General features: G+C 30.6%; 33 protein-coding genes and 1 tRNA gene. 15 read left to right on the top strand and 19 right to left on the bottom strand.

The annotated features are described in order from the left end of the window. Positions 1-7: 7 nt before the first annotated feature. Positions 8-101: transfer RNA gene (locus MY1_RS09730), tRNA-Arg, on the top strand. Between the two features lie 41 nt (positions 102-142). After that, positions 143-685 carry an NADPH-dependent FMN reductase gene (locus MY1_RS08580; RefSeq protein ID WP_007551596.1) on the top strand — a complete coding sequence of 181 codons (543 nt, stop codon included), beginning with the start codon at positions 143-145 and terminating at the stop codon, positions 683-685. Here MY1_RS08580 and MY1_RS08585 read toward each other — a convergent pair. The 3 genes from MY1_RS08585 to MY1_RS08595 all read right to left on the bottom strand — a co-directional run bounded on the left by MY1_RS08585 (position 666) and on the right by MY1_RS08595 (position 2,123). After that, positions 666-1,115, bottom strand: coding sequence for a hypothetical protein (locus tag MY1_RS08585; protein WP_048110139.1), 450 nt, complete (start codon positions 1,113-1,115; stop codon positions 666-668). The two genes, MY1_RS08580 and MY1_RS08585, sit on opposite strands and share 20 nt — an antisense overlap. Positions 1,116-1,331: 216 nt before the next feature. Continuing rightward, entirely contained in the window at positions 1,332-1,817 is a 486-nt protein-coding gene (locus MY1_RS08590; RefSeq protein WP_007551599.1) for a hypothetical protein, read from the bottom strand. Positions 1,818-1,901: 84 nt separating this feature from the next. Then, on the bottom strand, positions 1,902-2,123 hold the full coding sequence (locus MY1_RS08595; RefSeq protein ID WP_007551600.1) for a hypothetical protein: 222 nt from the start codon (positions 2,121-2,123) through the stop codon (positions 1,902-1,904). A 243-nt stretch (positions 2,124-2,366) separates the two neighbouring features. Between MY1_RS08595 and MY1_RS08600 the strand changes: the two genes are divergently transcribed. Next, the gene (locus MY1_RS08600; protein WP_007551601.1) at positions 2,367-2,843 is read left to right on the top strand and encodes a peptidylprolyl isomerase; all 477 of its coding nucleotides are present in this window, start codon (positions 2,367-2,369) and stop codon (positions 2,841-2,843) included. Beyond that, on the top strand, positions 2,844-3,839 hold the full coding sequence (locus MY1_RS08605; RefSeq protein ID WP_007551602.1) for a hypothetical protein: 996 nt from the start codon (positions 2,844-2,846) through the stop codon (positions 3,837-3,839). 42 nt (positions 3,840-3,881) lie between these two features. Here the strand turns inward: MY1_RS08605 and MY1_RS09970 are convergent, their stop codons facing one another. Together MY1_RS09970 and MY1_RS08615 are read right to left on the bottom strand one after the other, a co-directional pair. After that, positions 3,882-4,037 (bottom strand): hypothetical protein, encoded by a 156-nt coding sequence (locus tag MY1_RS09970; RefSeq protein WP_007551603.1) that lies wholly within the window; start codon positions 4,035-4,037, stop codon positions 3,882-3,884. Positions 4,038-4,271: 234 nt separating this feature from the next. Next, on the bottom strand, positions 4,272-4,763 hold the full coding sequence (locus MY1_RS08615; protein ID WP_007551604.1) for a hypothetical protein: 492 nt from the start codon (positions 4,761-4,763) through the stop codon (positions 4,272-4,274). A gap of 133 nt (positions 4,764-4,896) precedes the next feature. Between MY1_RS08615 and MY1_RS08620 the strand changes: the two genes are divergently transcribed. From MY1_RS08620 to MY1_RS08630, 3 genes are read left to right on the top strand one after another with little or no spacing between them, the layout of a single operon-like run. Continuing rightward, on the top strand, positions 4,897-5,349 hold the full coding sequence (locus tag MY1_RS08620; protein ID WP_007551605.1) for a hypothetical protein: 453 nt from the start codon (positions 4,897-4,899) through the stop codon (positions 5,347-5,349). An 11-nt stretch (positions 5,350-5,360) separates the two neighbouring features. Next, the gene (locus tag MY1_RS08625) at positions 5,361-6,254 is read left to right on the top strand and encodes a PfkB family carbohydrate kinase (RefSeq protein ID WP_007551606.1); all 894 of its coding nucleotides are present in this window, start codon (positions 5,361-5,363) and stop codon (positions 6,252-6,254) included. A gap of 49 nt (positions 6,255-6,303) precedes the next feature. Then, entirely contained in the window at positions 6,304-6,648 is a 345-nt protein-coding gene (locus MY1_RS08630) for a dUTPase (RefSeq protein ID WP_007551608.1), read from the top strand. On the opposite strand, the gene MY1_RS08635 is transcribed toward MY1_RS08630, so the two are convergent. Both MY1_RS08635 and MY1_RS08640 read right to left on the bottom strand, forming a co-directional pair. Beyond that, positions 6,645-7,115 (bottom strand): tetrahydromethanopterin S-methyltransferase subunit A, encoded by a 471-nt coding sequence (locus MY1_RS08635; RefSeq protein WP_007551609.1) that lies wholly within the window; start codon positions 7,113-7,115, stop codon positions 6,645-6,647. The genes MY1_RS08630 and MY1_RS08635 overlap by 4 nt on opposite strands. After that, positions 7,108-8,196, bottom strand: a complete 1,089-nt coding sequence (locus MY1_RS08640) for a DegT/DnrJ/EryC1/StrS family aminotransferase (protein WP_007551610.1) — start codon at positions 8,194-8,196, stop codon at positions 7,108-7,110. Before MY1_RS08640 ends, MY1_RS08635 begins: the two co-directional genes overlap by 8 nt. Positions 8,197-8,278: 82 nt before the next feature. On the opposite strand from MY1_RS08640, the gene MY1_RS08645 reads away from it, so the two are divergent. Next, positions 8,279-8,839: a hypothetical protein gene (locus MY1_RS08645; protein ID WP_007551611.1), complete on the top strand. Its 561-nt coding sequence runs from the start codon at positions 8,279-8,281 to the stop codon at positions 8,837-8,839. Positions 8,840-8,852: 13 nt separating this feature from the next. On the opposite strand, the gene MY1_RS08650 is transcribed toward MY1_RS08645, so the two are convergent. Next, positions 8,853-9,242, bottom strand: coding sequence for a hypothetical protein (locus MY1_RS08650; RefSeq protein ID WP_237698829.1), 390 nt, complete (start codon positions 9,240-9,242; stop codon positions 8,853-8,855). Between the two features lie 133 nt (positions 9,243-9,375). Between MY1_RS08650 and MY1_RS08655 the strand changes: the two genes are divergently transcribed. After that, complete coding sequence (locus MY1_RS08655) at positions 9,376-9,561, top strand: C2H2-type zinc finger protein (RefSeq protein ID WP_007551613.1); 186 nt, start codon at positions 9,376-9,378, stop codon at positions 9,559-9,561. 29 nt (positions 9,562-9,590) lie between these two features. Here MY1_RS08655 and MY1_RS08660 read toward each other — a convergent pair whose 3' ends face one another. Together MY1_RS08660 and MY1_RS08665 are read right to left on the bottom strand one after the other, a co-directional pair. Beyond that, positions 9,591-9,941, bottom strand: coding sequence for a hypothetical protein (locus tag MY1_RS08660; RefSeq protein WP_007551614.1), 351 nt, complete (start codon positions 9,939-9,941; stop codon positions 9,591-9,593). 62 nt (positions 9,942-10,003) lie between these two features. Then, positions 10,004-10,198 carry a hypothetical protein gene (locus MY1_RS08665; protein ID WP_007551615.1) on the bottom strand — a complete coding sequence of 65 codons (195 nt, stop codon included), beginning with the start codon at positions 10,196-10,198 and terminating at the stop codon, positions 10,004-10,006. 98 nt (positions 10,199-10,296) lie between these two features. On the opposite strand from MY1_RS08665, the gene MY1_RS08670 reads away from it, so the two are divergent. After that, entirely contained in the window at positions 10,297-11,337 is a 1,041-nt protein-coding gene (locus MY1_RS08670; protein WP_007551616.1) for a tyrosine--tRNA ligase, read from the top strand. Here MY1_RS08670 and cobJ read toward each other — a convergent pair. The 6 genes from cobJ to MY1_RS08700 are packed head-to-tail and all read right to left on the bottom strand — an operon-like array spanning position 11,331 to position 16,492. Next, positions 11,331-12,128: a precorrin-3B C(17)-methyltransferase gene (gene cobJ, locus MY1_RS08675; RefSeq protein ID WP_007551619.1), complete on the bottom strand. Its 798-nt coding sequence runs from the start codon at positions 12,126-12,128 to the stop codon at positions 11,331-11,333. The two genes, MY1_RS08670 and cobJ, sit on opposite strands and share 7 nt — an antisense overlap. A gap of 51 nt (positions 12,129-12,179) precedes the next feature. Beyond that, positions 12,180-13,640, bottom strand: a complete 1,461-nt coding sequence (locus MY1_RS08680) for a DUF7482 domain-containing protein (RefSeq protein WP_048110568.1) — start codon at positions 13,638-13,640, stop codon at positions 12,180-12,182. 40 nt (positions 13,641-13,680) lie between these two features. Continuing rightward, positions 13,681-15,084, bottom strand: a complete 1,404-nt coding sequence (locus MY1_RS08685; protein WP_007551622.1) for an aspartate kinase — start codon at positions 15,082-15,084, stop codon at positions 13,681-13,683. 35 nt (positions 15,085-15,119) lie between these two features. Next, on the bottom strand, positions 15,120-15,866 hold the full coding sequence (pcn, locus tag MY1_RS08690; RefSeq protein ID WP_007551623.1) for a proliferating cell nuclear antigen (pcna): 747 nt from the start codon (positions 15,864-15,866) through the stop codon (positions 15,120-15,122). 35 nt (positions 15,867-15,901) lie between these two features. Then, a complete protein-coding gene (locus MY1_RS08695) occupies positions 15,902-16,213 on the bottom strand; it encodes a transcription factor S (RefSeq protein WP_007551624.1) in 312 nt (103 codons plus the stop codon). Continuing rightward, positions 16,214-16,492: an RpoL/Rpb11 RNA polymerase subunit family protein gene (locus MY1_RS08700; RefSeq protein ID WP_048110146.1), complete on the bottom strand. Its 279-nt coding sequence runs from the start codon at positions 16,490-16,492 to the stop codon at positions 16,214-16,216. Positions 16,493-16,543: 51 nt separating this feature from the next. Between MY1_RS08700 and MY1_RS08705 the strand changes: the two genes are divergently transcribed. The 3 genes from MY1_RS08705 to MY1_RS09980 are packed head-to-tail and all read left to right on the top strand — an operon-like array spanning position 16,544 to position 17,420. Continuing rightward, complete coding sequence (locus MY1_RS08705; protein ID WP_007551626.1) at positions 16,544-17,080, top strand: hypothetical protein; 537 nt, start codon at positions 16,544-16,546, stop codon at positions 17,078-17,080. Between the two features lie 30 nt (positions 17,081-17,110). Then, on the top strand, positions 17,111-17,263 hold the full coding sequence (locus MY1_RS09975; RefSeq protein WP_007551627.1) for a hypothetical protein: 153 nt from the start codon (positions 17,111-17,113) through the stop codon (positions 17,261-17,263). 10 nt (positions 17,264-17,273) lie between these two features. Continuing rightward, positions 17,274-17,420 (top strand): hypothetical protein, encoded by a 147-nt coding sequence (locus MY1_RS09980; RefSeq protein WP_007551628.1) that lies wholly within the window; start codon positions 17,274-17,276, stop codon positions 17,418-17,420. Position 17,421: 1 nt separating this feature from the next. Here the strand turns inward: MY1_RS09980 and MY1_RS08710 are convergent, their stop codons facing one another. Continuing rightward, the gene (locus tag MY1_RS08710; RefSeq protein ID WP_007551630.1) at positions 17,422-17,919 is read right to left on the bottom strand and encodes a dual specificity protein phosphatase 23; all 498 of its coding nucleotides are present in this window, start codon (positions 17,917-17,919) and stop codon (positions 17,422-17,424) included. An 82-nt stretch (positions 17,920-18,001) separates the two neighbouring features. Here MY1_RS08710 and amrS point away from each other — a divergent pair, with 82 nt between their 5' ends. After that, on the top strand, positions 18,002-19,060 hold the full coding sequence (amrS, locus tag MY1_RS08715; RefSeq protein ID WP_007551631.1) for an AmmeMemoRadiSam system radical SAM enzyme: 1,059 nt from the start codon (positions 18,002-18,004) through the stop codon (positions 19,058-19,060). On the opposite strand, the gene MY1_RS08720 is transcribed toward amrS, so the two are convergent. Continuing rightward, entirely contained in the window at positions 19,054-19,698 is a 645-nt protein-coding gene (locus MY1_RS08720; RefSeq protein WP_007551633.1) for a cyclase family protein, read from the bottom strand. The two genes, amrS and MY1_RS08720, sit on opposite strands and share 7 nt — an antisense overlap. Before the next feature lie 78 nt (positions 19,699-19,776). On the opposite strand from MY1_RS08720, the gene MY1_RS08725 reads away from it, so the two are divergent. Next, positions 19,777-20,034, top strand: coding sequence for an Lrp/AsnC ligand binding domain-containing protein (locus tag MY1_RS08725; protein ID WP_007551635.1), 258 nt, complete (start codon positions 19,777-19,779; stop codon positions 20,032-20,034). Here the strand turns inward: MY1_RS08725 and MY1_RS08730 are convergent. Beyond that, positions 20,029-21,180 carry an aminotransferase class V-fold PLP-dependent enzyme gene (locus tag MY1_RS08730; protein WP_007551636.1) on the bottom strand — a complete coding sequence of 384 codons (1,152 nt, stop codon included), beginning with the start codon at positions 21,178-21,180 and terminating at the stop codon, positions 20,029-20,031. The genes MY1_RS08725 and MY1_RS08730 overlap by 6 nt on opposite strands. Position 21,181 lies beyond the last annotated feature (1 nt).

Raw genomic sequence — 21,181 nt, forward strand, 5'->3', positions numbered from 1 at the left:
TTTTGCTGGGCTTGTGGCGCAGAGTCATTTAAGACGCGAAACTTGGATAGCGCAGTAGCCTCCTAAGTTACAGGTCGAGGGATCGAAGCCCTCCAAGCCCGTTTTTTAAAAAATTATTATTGCAACTTAAATACAGTTGTAAATGGTCAGAATTATGAAAGTTGTAGTAATTTCAGGTAGTCCTAGAAAAAATGCAAATACTCAAGTGATAATGAAATATGTTTACGAATATACTAAATCAAAAAATGTAGATACAGAATTTATCAATCTTTCAGATGGACAAATTGAATGTTATAGAGGACCAGAAGAAGAATATAATGAGCAAACAAAAAATGCAGCTAAAGATATCATGGATGCAGATGTTTGGTTAATTGGATCTCCAATTTACAATTCATTTTTTAGTTCTGCATTGAAAAATTTGTTTGAATATATCAATTATAAAAAAACTGAAGGTAAAGTTGCAGGCATAGTAATTTTAGCCGCAAGTAATATTGGATTTATTGATGTACAAACACTCATCACTCAATTATTATCATATTTTAGAGTAATTGCCAATCCTAAAGCAGTGTTTCTCACAACAGAAGCAATATCAGAAAACGCTATATCAAAAGAAGAGGATAAGAAAAGATTAAGAGATATGGTAGATGAGACTTTGAAAATAGCCTCTAAATTACATCAAGATTAGGTTGTAAGTATACAACTTTGAAAATTTTAACAGTATAATTTCCATCAAAGATTTTAGTTATTTTTCCGTTATTGGAATCTAATACCCTAAATTTGTATTCATATGAGCCATCTTCATTTACTATAGTTTGTGCAAAGTGTACTGCACCAACACTGTTTCCAGGAATAATTTCATCGTTATCAAATATCTGAATAATTACAGGATGACCAGCAACATGGTTTGCAATTTTTCCTTCAACGAATCCCCAAGGTAGTTTATTATTTTCAGAAATTTGCATTTGTAAAGTTGTTTTTTCAAGTCCAATGGAATTATTGATTGGAGTAATTTCTGTTTGTGAATTTATTGATTCAGCAAACGAAATATTAGTTGATAAAACAGTAGTAAATATTATTGATGCAATAACGCTTGCAAAGATAATATTTTTGGACATATCTGTAATTACATTATTTAGTTTAAAAGATTTATTCCAATTCATCAAAGGTAAAAATTAAAGAGTCAAATATTAACATGACGTAGAAATGATACTAGATATGGAAAAAGATCCAACAGAGTTGTGCTCATGTAAATGTCATTATGGTGGTGCTGTTAGTTGCCCAAGTTGTAAGAGCAATCATGGCATAGTATGTAGTCATTGTAACAAGTAGATCTATTTGCTTTTTGATTTACTTTTAGATGCCAACATCTTAAGATTTGCAAGTTCTGTTTTTAATGATTCAATCTGAACTAAAGTTTGCAAATTTGAAATTTCTTGGTTTAGTCTTTCAATTTCACTGTCTTTGAGTTTTACACTTTCTTTGAGTTTATTTAATTCACCAGATAATTCATTTTGTGCTACTTTAATTTCAGTAGGACTAACTTGTTTTCCATCTGATGTGTAAATTTGAGTTGTTTGTGAGCTACTCAAGCTTTTTTTTTCGCTATGATTTTCATGAATTTCATATTTATGCATATAATCAGTACTCTTTTGAGAAATCCAGCAAGTAAATGTAAGGAACCAAGTTATTGGTACAGCCATAATAAATACAAAATTTAGGATTGGAGCAAAATCTACAAAATAAGGCCATAATCCAGTAAGTATAGCTGCAAAGACTCCAGTAACCACTGTTGCTAAATGGTTTCCAAGGTATCCCATAATTTATTTGAAAAATTCATTGTTTATAACAGTAATGCTAATGTCAAAATTTGATATTAAGTAAAAAGAAAAAAAGAGTCTAGTTTATTCGTCTTCGTTAGATGCTTTAGGCATATCTGATTGTAAGATCTGGATTTTTTGTAGTAATTCAGTTCTCAAATCTCTTGCGACCCTTCTTACAGTAGGTCTTGGGACACCAAGTTCATCTACAACTTTGGTATAGATATCTTGCTTGTCTGTTACACCTTTGTCAAGATAAGAATTAATTGCTTCTTTAATGATCGTGCTTTGGTTTGTACGATTCAACGAATTCTAAATTTTAGTTGTTCTATATAAGACTATAACTTTTTGACATGATTTAATTTTTAATTCAAGTATTAATAGTTGGAAAAATTTTTCATTGAGTATTCGCTAATTATTAAATAATTATTGTATTAACGAAAAACGTACAGATTATTATGAATTTTTCAAAAAAAAATAACAGACTATAAAAATATTAATTTACTTTACACAAAAAGACTCTTATGATAATGCTGTTGATAGTTCTCATTGAGTACAGCAATTATTGAAACAAACTTGGGAACAATTGTATTTAAATTACTTCCTGATTTGGCTCCAGAAACTGTAAGAAATTTTGAGAAATTAGCAAAAGACGGATTCTATGATGGTACACTTTTTCATAGAGTTATTCCCGGATTTATGATTCAGGGAGGAGACCCTAACACAAAAAGTGGAAATAAGAGTACTTGGGGAACAGGTGGTCCAGGCTATACAATTAAAGCTGAGTTTAGTTCCAGATCACATCATCGTGGGATTGTTTCTATGGCTAGAGCCCAAGATCCAAACAGTGCAGGCTCACAATTCTTCATTGTTACTACGGACAGTACTTTCCTCGATAGACAATATACGGTTTTTGGAGAAGTGACAGAAGGGATGGATGTTGCAGATAAAATTGTAAAGTTACAAAGAGATGGAAATGATTGTCCTCTTCAAGAAGCAAAAATGATTCACGTTAAAGTGGAATAAATGAAAATAAAGCAGATTGGTTTTTTCATAATACTGTTATTCATTATAGCAATTCCTACAGTTTATGCTCAAGTATCTATTGGTGAGGAAGCAAAACAAAAAACAGTTAATGTAATAATTAATGAATTGAATCAAATTCACGTTGTACATGAAGTCATTGCAGCAAATTCGCCTAAACAATTACAATTGATCGATGGATTGGTAAGTAATCTTAGTGTTACTGATGTTGAAGGAGATGAGAAGCAATTTGGCTCTATTGGAGATAATGATGGTATTATTATTTTTCCATCACAAAAAAACATAGTTGTACAATATGATCTTGAGGATGTTTTAGTTCTAAAAAATAATGTATGGACTTTAGATTTCAGATATCTTCAAACAACTAATTTTATATTTCCAAATGAAGTAGATCTAGTTTTTGTAAATGATAAACCAGTGTATTTGGGTGAGAAAAAGGGAATTGCATGTCATGGTTGTCAAATGATTCTAGAGTATTCTATCAATGAGCCAAAAATATTAAAAAATATAAAATACGATAATAAAGATTTTTTAATTGAAATTAGATCGTTTGCAGAAATAGATGAATTTAATTTTGAACAATTAACCAAAAGAATTAATTTTCATGTTAATGGAGAAAATCAATTTCTAACATTGGTAGTTCCTCTTCAACTATTACCAGAATCATATGATGTATTAGTAGATAATGAAAGAATATACTTTCATGGATACATCAATAATGGAACACATGTATGGATTAACGTAAGATCCGATACTACAGGCATGGTATCAATCGTAGATTCAAAAAATACTGATCAAGTAAATCCCAATATGCGAGATTTACCACTAGTATCAGACATTAATCAGAACATCATAGTTTTACTTGGCGTAATAATCATAGTTGGAGTTATTATTACCATATTTATCATGAAGAAAAAATCATCAGTAACTTCAAAAGATATTGAAGATGAGCATACTCAAAATGCAGATGAAATTTAATATCTCAATAGACTATGAACATATTTTTTAAATAATGTAAGACTACTCTCCACCTGAACCACAAGAACAAAAACCATATTCATCAATCCGAACATTACAGATTACGCATTTTTCGCCATAATCTACTTCCCAGGGTTCTTTTCCATATAACTTAAAATGATCATCAATCTCAAGTGGGATTTCCCGTTTCTTTCCCAATGATTTGTATATGTAAAACAACTATACATAGATTATTGGAGAATAAATAAATGAAAATTGAATGTGGATGTCACTGTATCAAATGTAAAAGTACTAATCTAGAATCAAAGAGAATCGGACAAATTGAGAAAGATGGATATTTCGATATGCATCACACATGTAATCAGTGTAACACACATTTTGATCATTTAGATGGAGAGATTTTTGAGAGTTGTGAAAAGTGTGAGTATAAAATTAGTTAGATACTAATGCGTTTTCAACAAAATAATGGGCTCTATTCTCTTTTGAATTTTTTAGAATTTCTCTATTAGATGCCATTTTTGCTAAAGCTTTTGATACGTCTAAGGGACTAGCACTCCAACCATATTCTCGAAGTTGTTGGACGGTTTCTGTTACGGTTCTAGGAGAATCAAAGAATTTACTAGTTTCTAATATTCTTAATTTTGCTTTGATTTCATGAGGTGTAATTGGTTTTGGTTCATTAAACTCTGGCTCAAATGCTTCTGCATCATCTAAATATTCAAGACCAAATCGGTTAGACTGTATTGATTCATTTGGCTTTGTAGAAACTTCATTTGAATTTTCATAGATAATTTTTGCCTGATTTGCATGTATGTGACTTGATATGTTTTCAATAATTTCACCTAAAGTTTGATTATCAACATAGAAATCTCTAGATTCAACCTCAATTTCACTCTCACCAAGTTTAAGTTTTATTCTAGCCATCACCCATAAATCGTAAGGTTTTGATTTATTCTGCTAGCTCTAATCAGCTTCAAGATTAGATCAAAACTTTTACACATAGAAATGGGATTTTTTTCCTATTGAGTTAAAAAGCGATCTTGAGATAACGTGATGTATGGTTTCCAAAGCCAAGAAAGTAATAATAATTATTGTTATTGCGTTAAGTCTATTTGCATATTCACAATATGTATTAGCCTCACAAATAGGCGTGAAAATTACTCAAAGTGATCTTCTTGAAGAAAATGAAAGTGGAGTAATTCATGACGTTGTACTAGAGTTTAGTAATCCATCATTATTGTATTTGACTGCTGGTAAAACAGAGTTTTTTGTAGTAGCAAATGAGGAAATGATAGGAAGGGGAGATTTGGAGTCATTTGTACTGCCAGCATTAGGAAGTAGTTCTGTAAGCGGTACGTATATGAGAGATTCTAATGTAAATACACAAGAAGATTCAACAGTAAAAATAAGTGGTGTCATAAAATATGATGTGATTTTTACTTCGATTGATGTACCTTTTGTATATTATCCTACACCTGACCAAGCAAGAGAATTTATACGTGAAAATTAGTTTTTTAAAGAATGTTAACTGTTTTTGGTTCTACTGCGTTAGATACAATTAGAACTCCAAAAAAAATTTTAAAAGATGTTTTAGGTGGTGCCGCTACATTTGCAGCAATATCAGCAAGTAATTTTGTAGACACCGGACTAATAGCTGTAGTTGGAAAAGATTTTCCTGAAAGATATCATCAAATTTTAGCAAAACATCTTGATTTACAAGGCTTAACCATAAAAGATGGCAAGACATTTCGTTATGATGGAAGTTATGATAAAACACTTAGTACAAGAGAAACTTTAAAGACTGAGTTAAATGTATTAGCAGATTTTAAACCAACTGTTCCACAAGAATATAAAAAATCTCAATTTGTGTATCTAGCCAATAATGATCCTGATCAAAATTTAATGTTGATTAAAGAATTTGATAAAGTAAAATTTTCAATGTGTGATACCATAGAATTTTGGATTTCTACAAAACGAGAATCGGTAATTAAGATGATTAAAGCTGTAGATGCAGTGGTCATAAATGACGAAGAAGCTAAATTGCTAACAAAAGAATTCAACCTAATAAAATGTGCAAAAAAAATGATGGAATGGGGTGCAAAATATGTAATTATTAAAAAAGGAGAGCATGGCTCAATGATGTTTTTTGATGATGTGGTATTTCCATCAGCAGGATTTTCATTAGAAGATGTAGTGGATCCAACAGGTGCAGGAGATTCGTTTGCTGGAGCCATGATAGGGTATTTAGCTAGTAAAAATTCAGTCAGGTTATCAGAGATCAAAAAAGCTGTTGTTTATGGAAATGTTTTGGGTTCATTTGCTGTTGAAAGATATGGATTAGATGGATTACTTCAAATTAGCAAAACAGATATCATGAAACGAGTCAAATTATATGAAAAAATGATTCGTTTCTAAAAAGATTTAAGTTTGATTATTTCCGCAATTGGGTTGTATATTCTAAGATATGTCTGAAAAAAATGAAGATCGTTTAGATACTATATTCAAATTACAAAAGGGGTTATCAGAAATGATGAAGTTAGATCGATATCCAAAAGATTCTGAAGGAAGAATTTCTGCATTATCTACAGCAATAATACATGAAGCCGTAGAACTACAAAGAACTACAAATTGGAAATGGTGGAAAACTCCAGTTCCATTTAATGTATTAGAAGCAAGAGAAGAATTAATTGATATTTGGCATTTTGTGGTACAAGCATCCTTAGAACTAAATTTGACTCCAGACGATATTCTTGAAGAATATAAAAAGAAAAATGAAATTAATCGAGAAAGACAAAGAAACGGATACTAGTTTACATATTTTTTAATTGTTTCAAGATTAGTTTCATTAATTATATTTACTAGATTGATTTCATTCTGAAAATAATTTATCTCAGATTTTGTTGAAGTAAGAAAAGGATCAGGACTTATTGAGTGTATTATTCTTCCATGTTCATTGATTCCATTTTCATGTAATTTGATCAATGAATGACCAGCTTTATGACCCCAAACTTCTTTGCCACAAACTATAAGCGTCTTTACTTTTTTATTTTGGTTAAGATATTTAATTATAGAATCAATTCCTTTGTTTTCAGAAAGTAATCTTCCAGCAATAGAAATATGATTCAAAAGTTCAGAATTTGAGATTTTTTTAAGTAAATTCATGCTTGAAAGTGTACAAATTGCTATAGAAGAATGAGGATTTCCTAGGTATGATTCTTCTGGGATTGGCAGTATAATCTTGCATAATTCTCCAATTGCATTTTCGATACTATTCATTGACTATATCACGAAGAGATTGTGCGATAAATTCAATATTTTTACTAGTAACTTTAGGATGTATTGGAAGAGATAAAGTATGAGATGAGGCCCATTCAGTTATAGGAAGTTTGATTTTTTGTTGGTAAAATGGTGTTTTGTGAACTGGAATAGGATAGTAAGAAGCTGCGCCTATTCCTTTTTCATTAAGTTTTTTCAAAATTTTATCTCGTTTTGAAGTTGCTATTGTGTAAAGATACCAGTTCACATTTTCATTTTTTCTTTGATGTGGTAAAATAATATTCAAATTAGAAATAAGTTTTGATAATAGATTTGCGTTTTTTTGTCTGGTTTTTAGAAATCCAGGAAGTTTTTTCATTTGTATTGTTGCAATGGCAGCACTTATTTCTGGTAATCTAAGATTTAATCCAAATATTCTGGTATCATATCCATGAACCATTCCATGGTTTCTGATCATCAATAATTTATCATATAATTTTTTATTGTTAGTTCCAATAAATCCTCCTTCACCAGATGTCATTACTTTAGCAGGATACATACTCCAACAACCTAAATCAGAAAAAGTTCCAGCATGTTTTCCTTTGTAAGTAGAACCTAAAGATTGAGCAGAGTCCTCTATTACAGGCAAATTATGTTTTTTTGCAATTTCTAAGATCCTATCAATATATGCTACATTGCCATAAAGATGTACAGGCATAATTGCTCTAGTCTTTTTTGTAATCTTTTTTTGTAGATCATCAGGATCCATAGTATAATTTTCTTTCAATATATCAACAAAGACTGGTTTTGCTCCAGTAGAGACAACAGAATTGGCAGTTGCAACAAATGTAAATGAAGGAACAAGTACTTCATCACCTTTTTTGATATCTAAAGCATAAAGTGCAGCCTGTAAAGCAGCAGTACCAGAATTTACAGCAACTACATATTTTGATTTTATGAATAAAGATGCTGATTTTTCAAATGCTTGTACATGCTTTCCTCCATGACTTGCTGCTGATGTAAGTGAACCATTTTTAAGAATTGATGTGACTGCTGAAATTTCATCTTTACCTACAAATGGAACATTAATTGCAATTTTCAACAAAGAATCTCATTAAAACTAGTCTATAAATCTCATGAAATAGGCATGAATTTTTATATTTCAAAATTAGGAAATTCGCATAATGAGTCAACATCATCTTGAAAAATCAGATGCAGGGTACAAAGTTTTTCTATACATTTTCTATGTTTGCGGTTTTATCATGGTCTCAAGTCTTGTTTTTGGAGTATACATCACTATGATAGAATGGATGGAAAACGGAAAATATGTTATGGGAGAAGCAATTCAGAATACTTTCATACCATTTGAAAATTTTGCCAGGGTTTCTACTTGGATATTCTTTTCTACAATTATTGGATGGTATTGCGTTTCAAGAATAGGATGGAGAAGAACTGCTGGAAATAAAATTATTGGATGGAGAATGGCATTACTTCAGCTTATGTTGTTAGGATTTGCAATTATTACATTGTATGAAGTATTATACAATTTTACAGTTTTAAACGCAGAGATCACAGCAGGTATGATTAAAGGTAATGCTCCCAATATTGATATGTTATCAATTGCATATCCAGATCAAAATAGACCATGGAATTTAGTTTTTGCAACAAAGGTTTTCCTTGCTGCATTCATAATTAGTGCTCATGCATTTTATCTTAGTACTAAACCAAGAAAAGTCTTAGAATAATGAATTATAATTTTTATTTAGATGCAAATAGTTTTCCTAGTTTTTCTTGATCAGCTTTAACTTTACCAAATGCTTTTCTGTGGGTTTGATTACAAAATTTTACAGTTTCTGAACGTGGATCATTTTTTCTTGTTTCCTCAATAATTCTACCACACCAAAAACAATATTCTTTCTTAATGACTCCCAATTCCCATCCTAAAAATTTGGAATCATAGTATCCTTTTTCTTTTGGACGTATAGAATTTAGAAAATCACCCTTCTCAGATTTAATCCAAATATTTTTAATTTTAGGATGAAATGGTTTATTCCATCGTCTCTTTTTTTCATCCCATTTGATATTGTTCTCAGTACAAAATTGATAAAATTGTTCTTCAAAGTGTTTAGATACCACAATTCTATTCACAGTTTCGCCTATGAAAGCATTCCCAAAAGATAATCTTGTAAATTAACAATTGTTACCTTTGTAAGAATTTTTAAGAATTAAATGGCTTGGGAAGAGGAAATTAGTTTTTCTACTAGATGATACTACACTAAACATGGGATTGTTTAGTAGTTCTAATGAAACAAAATGTAAAAAATGTGGAACAGTACTAACAGATCCTGAAAGGCTAAAAAAACATCAAGAAGTTGCACACAACAAAAAAAAGGAAAAATGCAGAGCATGTGGTTCAGAATTTGATTCTTCAGAAGATCTAAGAAAACATAAAAAAAATTGTAAGTGAAATGTTATTTTTAAAAATTTAATTAATGATTAAAATTTGTGGTAAAGATTATCTGTTCCTAATTTGTATAGTTTAGAAAGTTTTTCATTTGCTTCTTCTTTAGTTAGTAGATCTCTTTGGGTGAAATCTCGAAATTGTTCATTATATTCTATATCATCACTATGTCCAGAAATACAAAATAATCTTGATTTATTTTTTCCTCTATATTCTACTATTGTACCTCTTTTAATTAACAAATCAATATGATTAGTTAACGTTTGATGATCAATTTTTGCTTCTATTGATAAATGCATAAAAGAAATCCAATTTTTATAAGTTGTAAATTTTTCTATAATTGAAATAATTCTTTGTTCGCTTCTACTCCATTTATCTTCAGTCATAATTATAATTCAATTCCTATATTTTTCATACTTCTAAATAATAAAAAAACTCAATCATTTAGTCATCCTGATTTAGATGTACGTTTTAATGCTTTTTCTATTGCTTCCAAATTTGCAATTTCATTTTTTGAATTTATTGTTAGTGTTTTGATCATTTCAGAGCCTAACTGAACTGCTTGCTCAGGTAGTACATCTAAAAATTTTTGTAATCCTTTTTTGTAGTTTTCAATTAGTTCTAATCCTTCTTCAAGTGTCATATTATTGATAATTCATTTAATAATTCAAATATTGCAAATATGAACTAAATCATATTTCAAATAACTTTATAGACCTACATCTCAGAAGTTGTTTTGATTTGGATATCATTGAAAAAATTGAATTAATTGAAAGACCCCCAACTGAAGAGATTGTTACGCATGAAGAATTATTAGAATTGTTCAAAACAAATTCATCCCCAAAGCATTACATTGGTTTAGAGATTTCTGGATTTTTACATCTTGGTAGCTTAATTAGTACTGGTTTCAAAATTAATGATTTTATTAAAGCGGGTGTTAAATGTACAGTTTTTCTTGCAGATTGGCACACTATAATTAATGATAAGTTGGGTGGAAATTGGGAAACCATTGAAGAAGTTTCAAAATATTACCAAGATGCTTTCAGGTTAGTTTGTCCAAATGTAGAAATTGTTTTAGGATCAAAATTGTATGAAGAAAAAACAGAGTATTGGGCTAATCTCGTTAAATTTACAAAACATATGTCGATAGCTAGAACTATGAGAACCCTTACAATCATGGGGCGCTCAGAAGATGATACAAAGATAGATGTAGCTAAGTTACTTTATCCGGCAATGCAAGCTGTTGATATTCATTCTTTAGGTGTAGATATCGCTCATGCTGGAATGGATCAAAGAAAGATACACATGCTTGTAAGAGAGATTTTTCCTAAAATGGGATGGAAAGTTCCAGTAGCTGTTCATCATAAACTATTACCAGGTTTAACAAAACCAGCAAATGCAAATGGGGAATCAACAAAAATGAGTAAGTCAGATCCAAATTCAGGAGTTTTTATTCATAATTCTGATGATGAAATTCGAACAAAGATCAAAAAAGCATGGTGTGAAGAAGCAAATATTCAGAATAACCCATTATTAGAAATTTCAAAAAATGTAATTTTCCATGAATTTAGTGAAATTAACATAGAAAGACCAGAAAAATTTGGTGGAAACATCACATATACAAATTATAATCAATTAGAATCTGATTTTGCAGAAAAAAAATTACATCCAACGGATCTAAAACAAACGGTAGGAGAATATCTAGTTAAAGTGATTTCACCAATACGTGAAAAACTAAATCTTAGTGAAGAGTTGTTTAACGCAATTAAGAAAAATTATTGAATTTTAAGATTGGGATTAGTTTGTTCTTCTAGGTTATATTTTGATTTGTATCCTCTTGGATTAATCATCAAATCTTTGTAAGTATAAGTAGATGAATTTCCGATAATCACCGTACTTATCATTCCCAGTTGATCAGAATGGTTTGGAAGGTTTTCTAAATCAGTCATTACAATAGTTTGTGACTCTCTAAATGCACCTTTAATTATTGCAACAGGTGTTGTTGGTTTTCTATATTTCAATAGAATTTTTCTCGTATCGACCAGTTGATGTATTCTTTTTTTACTTGCTGGATTATAAATTACAATTACAAAATCACCTTGTGCGGCGGCTTCAACTCTTTTAGTTATTATTTCCCATGGTACCAGTAAATCACTCATACTTACAACTGCAAAATCAGTCATAAGTGGTGAGCCAATAATTGATGCACATGAGTTTAACGCAGAAACACCAGGGACTATTTCTACCTGCAGACCATCTTTAGGATTCCAATTTGTTGCTGCAAGTGTTTCATAAATTAATCCGGCCATTCCATAAATTCCAGGATCACCACTTGAAACAAGTGAAACTATTTTTCCAGATTTTGCCAGATCAATACATTGATGAGCACGTTCAACTTCTTGAGTCATGGCATAACGATGAACTGTTTTTCCTTCAATAAGATCTTGTACTAGGTTAACATATGTTTCATATCCAACAATTGTATCACTTTCTTCAATCACTTCTTTAGCACGAAATGTCATATGATCATGATGTCCAGGACCAACGCCGACGATGTAGAGTTTACCAGTCAATTTAACATTAAATTTCCTTTCAAGTAATTTATCCGTTTAGTGATTTTATTTTTATTGGAATGGATCTATGAGTGGGCCATTTATGATATGATGGCTATTCATGGGACGAGCTAAACTTACTGAAATGAGGTCTTTTGCTTTGAAAGAATCAATATCAGACATGGTTTGAAGTATTTTCGCATCTTTAGGATTGTGCCATTCAACATTATAGATACGCCATATAGGACTATAATTTTCCTGATCAGAATTTACACTTGTTATTCCTGGTTGATACCCTAAAGAACCTGAGCCTTTAATGCCGTTTTGAAATTGAAACAGATCAGCTGCAGAAGAATTTGTAATTAGATTGTCATATACAGGAGAAAACGGAATTCCCATTATTTCTGATGGATTAGAGGGTGTTGCATCAGTTACAATAGCATAGATTGTTTTACCATCTGGACCCCACATACGATGAGCAACAAATGTTACAGTCATCTCATCTTTGTTAATTTTAGTAATTTGACCTCCACTAAATGTTAAATCATCAGTAATTTTGGTATCATTTCTTACTAACATTTGTCCATTAGGCCAAATTATTTGAGGAGAATTAATGACTACTCCAGTTTTAGTAAATTCAATTCTTCCATTTTTTTCAGCATCAATTACATCTTCAAAAGATTCAAGAACTTTAGCATTTTGACCTTTTTTCCATGAAACTTCAATAACTGAATTTAGTGCACTATATTTTGATTCTTGCACTGGAGTACTTGAAAAAATTTCTTTTTGATGTCCATAAATTCCTTGACCTCTAACACCATTATTAAAAATGAATATTTTTTGTAGAATTTCTTCAGGCATTTTTTCAATTAAAGTGGAAGTCTGTACTTTCCAATCTTGTTTTTCAGTAATTTTTTTAGAATATTCTTCTCTACTAGTATCTGTTATAATATAAAAAATAGAATTACCTTTGTAAAGTCCTTCATGCATTGGCATAGTTGCCTCTACATTTGCTCTAGATAACATTAATGATGGATCTTTTTCAACTTGTATTTTTTGCATGATTACTTCGGTTGGTTGACCTCTAATCCAACCATCAACACTTACAGTTGCAGTGAATTCTTTAGAATTAGAAGAGTGTAATGCCAAAGCAGCTCCAGTAAATTCAAATGAGTCTGATTTTGATTTAAGATCTATTAATGACATTGCGTAGATTGTTTTTCCATCAATAGTCCAAGTTGGTTGGCCTTTGACATCATTACCAGTAATTTCGTGTAAAACAACAACATCTACAGGTTCATTTGATGTAAATGTCATAGAACCATCATAAAGAGTTCCTTCATTTGGCGATAAGATTAATGATAGTTGATGATTTTCATGTCCTTGACCTGGATCTTGTGATGAAATGATAGTTTTAGTAAAATTAATTTTTTTAGTAGAATTTGCATCAACATAGCTGTTAGAGATAAAGGAAATTGTAAGAATTCCTGAAACAAAAATTCCTACAATTAAGATAATTACAAATCTATTCAACGAAATCATTTGAAGTTGTTCCCCTTAAATGATTTTATCTCTAGTTAATTTTATCCAGTTCAAATGCATCATGTAAAGCCTGAACTGCCACATTAGTATCAGAATTTTTGACAACAAATGCAAGATTTAGTTCTGATGAACCTTGAGTAATCATTGCTACGTTTACATTATTTTTTTGGATTGCTCCAAAGACTTTAGATGCAACACCTACAGTTCCTCGCATACCTAAACCAATCAGGGCAATAATTGCAACATCGGTAGTTACTTCTAGTTTTTTAATTATTTTTCCTAAAAGTTCCATTTCTAATGCATTAACTGCTTTATCTAAATCAGTATTCTTGACTACTATAGTGATACTAGATTCTGAGGGATTTTGAGATATCATCATTACATTAATACCAGCTTTAGCGAGTGTTGTAAAGATTTTTGCAGCAGTTCCAGGATTACCAACCATACTACCTCCACGTATATCGATTAATCCATTATGACGAATGCTACTCACACATTTTACAGTATTTTTTGTAGAAATTGAAGGTGAATCAGTTACAAGTGTTCCTTCGTTTTTTACATTAAAGGAATTTCGAATCTTCATTGGAATTTTTTTGGTCAATAATGGCTCAAATGTGCGTGGATGAATTTGTTTAGCTCCAAATAATGCCATTTCAATTGCTTCGATATAAGAAACCTCTTTGAGTAATTTTGCATTTTTTACTATTTTTGGATCTGCAGTCATTAATCCATCTATATCACTCATTAACCATATTTCATCAGCTTTGATGCATGTACCGATTATTGTAGCTGTATAATCTGAACCACCTCTACCAAATGTAGTTATGTGTCCATGTTGATCGGCTCCTGTAAAACCTCCTATTACTGGGATTATTTTCTTGGCGAATTGTTGATCGATTGTTTTTGAAACTCTTAATCTTGTAGTATCCATTAACGGGATAGATTCACCAAAATTAGAATCTGTGACAATTCCAACTTCTTTACCTGTTAGAGATATTGATTTTTTATTCAAATCGTTAATTGCAAATGAGATTAATTTTATTGAAAGGCGTTCTCCAAATGATATCAAATAATCCATAGATCTGGCAGTAACTTCTCCTAACAATACCATTCCTTCAATTAATGCAACAAGTTCTTTAAAATCTACATCTAATTTTTCTAATAGTTTTTTTCTGATTGTAGATTTTTTTATTGTCTGCTTTGCAAGTTGTTTATGTCTATTGATAATTTTTGATGCTAGTTGTACGGCTTTGTTTTTATTCTCATTTTTTATAGATTGAGATATTTCAATTAAATCATCAGTGGTACCACTAGTTGCCGAGCAGACTATTACTATTTCATTATGTTTGGATAATGTATTAACATAATTTGCTACAGTTTGAATATCTTTTGCCGATGAAATTGATGTTCCACCGTATTTTATTACAAGTCTCAATTCAAAGTACCTGAATCAGTTAATCTTTAAATGCTTTAACTTTCTACTCGTGGAGCCAAATAAAAGTGGATTCTACCTATGTTTGCTACTTTGAATTCAATTCTTAGAGGTTTTGCACTAGAAAATTCACATGTAATTTGACCTGCGGTAGTACCTACTGCTTTAACTACAGGATTAAGATATTCTAGGCTGTAGGTACCAATACTATCTTCTTTTGAAGAGATTTCACCAATTTCATCTATATCTTTCTCTAGATCAATTACAACTTCGCCTGAATCACCTTTTCCAGAAAAATCTGCTTTTGAATCAGATGTATGAATAGTCAAATAATCAGATACAACTTGAACATCTCCTAAAATCTTATCAAATCTAGAAGATGATAATGTAATTTTAGAATCATATGGAATTTTTGGTAAAGGAGTGTCAGTTGCAGAGCTTTCAATTAAACGCATTTTGTATTTTTTATTTTTACCAACTGTTACAAGTAACATGTTTTGTTCAGAAATACTAATTTCAATACTATCTTTTTTATCTGCTCTTTTAATTAATTTAGAAAATTCATCTATTCTAACTCCAAATTTTATATCACTATCACATTCATATTTTTCAAATGCGGAATTAGGCCAAGAAATATCTATTAAAGCTACATGAGATGGATCCATTCCCCTAAAAGTAATTCCTTCAGCTGTTGCAACAAATGTAGCTTCTTCTACAAGTGTAGATATTGCTGAGATGATTGCTTTGAGATCATCTGAACCACTTGTTTTTGCTTCGAAAGTCAAACTAAATCTTTTGGGTTTTATGTTCCAGTTAAACGTTATGCGTAATTACGCCAAGTGTATCTACATTTAGAACATCTATAGAATTGAGTTGTAGGTTCATCAGCACTTCTAGTTTGTAACATCCACCAAACTGCTTCATCGTTACCACATTTTTCACATTCAATTTTTATCGTAGGTAATGTTTCAGTTCCTTCATTTTCTGCTAATACGTTGAATTGTGATTCCTCTTCTTCAACTACAGTTTTTGTTTGCATAGTTTCATTTCCTTCAACATAATTACATTTTGGACATTGGAGACCAGAATCACCTTTTTTTAATTTGACCTCACATTTGGGGCAAAATTTCATCTAATTTACCTTAATTTTAGAATTAAATAATTGTTTAAATTCATTAGCCATTTTTATTGCTGAATCTGTTGCTTTTTTGATTTCTTGCAAAGGTTTTGTGTTTGAGTTTATTCTCATCCAGCACTCATTAGTAAGAGGATGTTTCACAATAACACCTGCAAAATCAATATTTGATTCCTTTAAAAGCTCATGTTGAATTATGTACAAAATTCCTATATCAGTTTCCGTAATAGAAAGGCTAATTTCCTTAGGTTCTGAACTGATTACTTGAGCATTCATGTATTCGGAAAAAGCACTTATTGTGGATATAAATCATTATGAGCGGACAGAATGACAGAAAGTAAGATTTCAGATATTGGCATAGTGAAAACCAAGGATGAATACGCATTAAACGACAGTATTGAAGTAAATGTCAGTTTTAAAGTAGATGGGGGTATAAGAGATGCCTTCAATGAGGCAAATTGGACTAAAGCGTATAACAACAATGACGTATCTTTTAAGATGAAATATGGTATAAAACTGACTTCTGGTGGATTTAGGAAAAAGGAAGTTGGTAAAACTATTGATACTTATAGAAAAGCAGCAATATTTTGGACACGAAATCCAAAATTGGTTAATCCCCATAAAGATAGAAGAATATGGGTTCAAGTAGCCAAAAATTTTGAGCCGTTTATTCGATTATCGGAAGAGGAAGTCAGACAAGAGTTGTTTGATTTTAATGAAAAAATTGTCATTAAAGCTTCTGAGCTAGGAAAAGGTAAGCATAAGATCGGTGCTGAGGTATTTGCCTCATGGCAAAAACATGACTATACAGAACCAGGAAATGTCAAAAGTAATTCCAAGGAAATTGAGATCACAATCAATTAGGGATATAAGGAACTTTTTGAGTTAATTATTATGGCAAAATACGATGGTCTGTTAGGACAGCCAATACTTGAAGTTGAAGAACCGGACAAAGAAGGAGGCATCACGTTTATCTTTAAAGATAACAGATTTTTGTTCATTAAAGTCGTGGACGGAAAAATAGATGCTGTATCAATTCCAGAATAGGTGAAAATGAATGGATAAATTCGAACAAATTAAAATGATTGAATTAGTAAAGGTTGAAGATCCTGATTCAGATGGTGGAATTACTCTTGTATTTCAAGAAAATAAAATATTAAAGATAAAGATCGTAGATGGAAAACTAGTATCACAGTTTATGTGATCTATTTACTTCCTACATGTTTTTCATAGAATGTAATAGCTAATTCCTGTACTTCGGATTGGATAGATCCTGGTCTTTCAGTTCTAATTTTTTTAATTGCGTCTTTTGCAGGATAATTTTGATACTTTACCAGATAACAAGCAAGAATTGTTCCAGCTCTTCCCATTCCAGCTGCACAATGAACCATCACAGCCTGATCCTTTGAAATTTTTTTATGGATAAAATCAACTGCCGTATCAATTCTATCCATGTCAGGAGCTGTAAGGTCTGGTGTTGGGACATGTAAATAACCAATATTACTTACCCATTCTTCAGGTAAAGCATTTTCAGTCATAGTTACAATTGATGTAACACCTTGTTTTAGAATCCAATCAAACTCATCAAAACTTGTTGGTATTCCAGAACCTGCAAGTTTATTTTCAATTAACCATGAGAAATTAGTTGGTTTTTTAGTAATTTTACCGTGAACTTTTCTCCAAATATTTCCTGGTTTACTCATAAGTAATGTGTTATTTTCTATATTTTTAGGATTGCGAAAAGTGATGCACCTTATATGGGAAAATCATCTATAATTAACTAAAATGAACAAAGAGGCAATTCTTTATGAAAAATTACCTAACAAGAAAGTACGTTGTACTGCTTGTGCAAGATACTGTGAGATGAGTGAAGGTCAGATAGGATTATGCGGGATACGTGGTAATGAAAATGGAAAATTAGACTTATTTGTATACGGTAAAGTGATAGCAGGACATGTTGATCCAATAGAAAAAAAACCAGTTATACATTACAAACCTGGATCTAAAGTGTTTTCAATTGCCACCACTGGATGTAATTGGCTTTGCAGATATTGTCAGAATTTTGACATTAGTCAGAGAAGAAAAGTGGAGGGTGTAGATATGACTCCTGAACAAGTAGTACAAACAGCATTAGATAATGGTGCAGATGGAATTGCGTATACATACAATGAACCATCCATATTCATTGAATTTGCTAGAGATTGTGGGGTAATAGCACATCAAAAAAATCTTTACAATGTATTTGTCTCAAATGGATATGATACTCCAGAATCAGTAAATATGATGGGAGAATTTTTAGATTCTATAACAATTGATTTCAAAGGTAATGCAGAACCTAATTTTACAAAAAAATTTATCGGGGTTCCTGATCCTCAACCTATTTTTGACACATTATTAGAAATACGTGATAAGACTAAGATTCATGTAGAGATTACAGATCTTATCATTCCAAAAGTAGGAGATAGTTTAGAATACGCAGAAAGATTATGTAAATTTATTTATGATCAATTTGGTTCAGAGATGCCAATTCATTTTTTACGTTTTCATCCAGATTATAAAATGATGGAATTTGATTCTACTCCTGTCAAAACTTTAGAAAAACATTATGAAATTGCAAAAAAAGTTGGATTGGAGTATGCTTATATCGGAAATGTACCAGGCCATCCTTTTGAGCATACTTATTGTTCAAAATGCAACAACATTGTGGTTAAGAGATATGGTTTTGATATTGAAGGTTGGAATCTAGATGAGAAAAACAAATGCCGGTTTTGTGGAAATCAGATTCCAATTATTGGTAATTTATCTAAAAATTATAAGAAAAATAGATTTCATTTTGTTCAGTGAATAGCTATTGCTCTAACTGGGGAACCAGTTGCATCTTTTAGTTTTAATGGTAAAATTACAAAATCAAATTGTTTTGAAAAAATTTTATTCAAATTTGATAGATTCTCAACAATTAAAATATTATTTTTTGCAAGTATTTTATGAACTTTAAAAATTTTATCTTGACCCAAATCTATACTAGGTGAATCGATTCCAACCAAATTGATCTTTTTTGAAACAAGATATGTAGCAGCTGATTCAGATAAACCAGGATTATTAATAAAATAACAACTATTATTCAGGTTTTTTTGCCATTCAGTATAAAAAAATATGGATGAATTTTTTGGAATATTACCATGTTTTCTTTCAAATAAAATTAAATCATTTTTAGTAATGGATTGATTTTTTCCTTTTCGTATTTTAATCAAGATACCATTTCCTACTAATCTATCAAGTGGAATTTGATGTATTTTTATTCCATTTTTTACAAAATGGTATGGTGCATCAAGATGAGTTCCAGTATGAGAACTGAGAAATAATAATTCAAGATTATATTTGTCATCTTTTAGTGTAGACCAAAGAATGAATTGTGGTTTTGGTGAATCTGGAAAAGTAGGAATAGATGTAGATATTGTCAATGTAAGATCTAGTGGTTTCACATCAGTAAATTACGATGGGGATTAATCAGTTTTTGAGATCTATGAAAGGTTAAATAGTGTTTTATGAAAAACTGCAATGTGCCTACTGCGTATGTTTTATTGAATTCTGACCTAGGATCTGATGAATCAATTATAGAAGATATCAAGCGTATTCTTGCTACTGAAGACATCGAGTATGAAGTTCAAGGAGTTTATGGAGTATATGATATAGTCTTAAAATTATCATCTAAAGATGCCGAAAAATTACGGGGAATTATTACAAATAAAGTTAGAAAAATTGGAAAAATACAATCAACACTAACAATGATGGTAATAGAAGAGCAAGAAAAATCATAGATTTTTTATTGCATCAATAACCTCAAGTATTTCAGATTCAGTATTAAAAAAATGAGGTGATGCTCGTACGATTTTTTGTTCTAAAATTTCTCTAACAGCCAATACAATATTTTGCTTTTCTAGTTTTTCTACAATTGTTTGTGGATTTTGTCCATCAATATTAAAAGAAACAATACTTGTTCTTTCTTCAGGATTTTCTGGCCCATATAGAATAATATTTTTTACTTTAGATAATTCTTCTCTTAAAAGATTTGAAAGGTAAAGATTTTTTTTACGAATATTTTCCATTCCAAATTTAAGAAGATAGTTTGCTGACGATTCTAAACCTACAATTCCAACATAATTACGAAATCCTGTTTGAAATTTATCCGGTATGTCTTTGAATGCAAGATTTGTTTTATCATAAATCATTGCTGATTCTCCTCCAATAGTAATTGGATCTAGTAATTCATGTGATTTTTTGTTACAATAAAATAATCCAGTGCCCATAGGCCCACATAACCACTTTGAACCATTAAATGACATAAAATCACATTTAGTCTTTTTTACATCAAAATTACCTATGCAGCCAATAGTTTGCGCACTATCAATGAAAAACGAAGTATTATTTTCAAGCATATTTCCAATTTTTTCTACTGGTAATATTGATCCTGTATTGTATAATGCATGACTAATAGCTACCAATGTCGTATCTCTATCAAGAAGAGTTTGAAATTCATCAAAATTAAAAAAACCATTTTTATCTATGGATAGATTTTTAATTTTTGTTTTTTTCTGTAATCTAAGCCAGGGATAGAAATTTGCATGATGTTCATGTGAAAATCCACGAATTATAATATTAGAATTTTTTTCAAATGAGAGTCCATTTGCAACTATGTTTATTCCATCTGTAGTACTTTGAGTCAAGATAACTTCTTCTGGTTGACTATTGATAATTTTTGCAATAATTTTTCTAACATTTTGTAATTTTTCAGCGATAAATGATTGGGAGTCAATTGAATCAGGCCCCATAGAATTGTATGAAATTTGAAAATCTTTCATGGCTTCTATGCTTTGTAAAGGCATTAAAGAAACAGAAGCATTATTTAGATAAATTTTGTCAGAATTATGAAAATCTTCTGATACATCTTTTGAAGCCAAATTCATT

Source organism: Nitrosarchaeum koreense MY1, assembly GCF_000220175.1.
Taxonomy (GTDB): Archaea; Thermoproteota; Nitrososphaeria; order Nitrososphaerales; family Nitrosopumilaceae; genus Nitrosarchaeum; species Nitrosarchaeum koreense.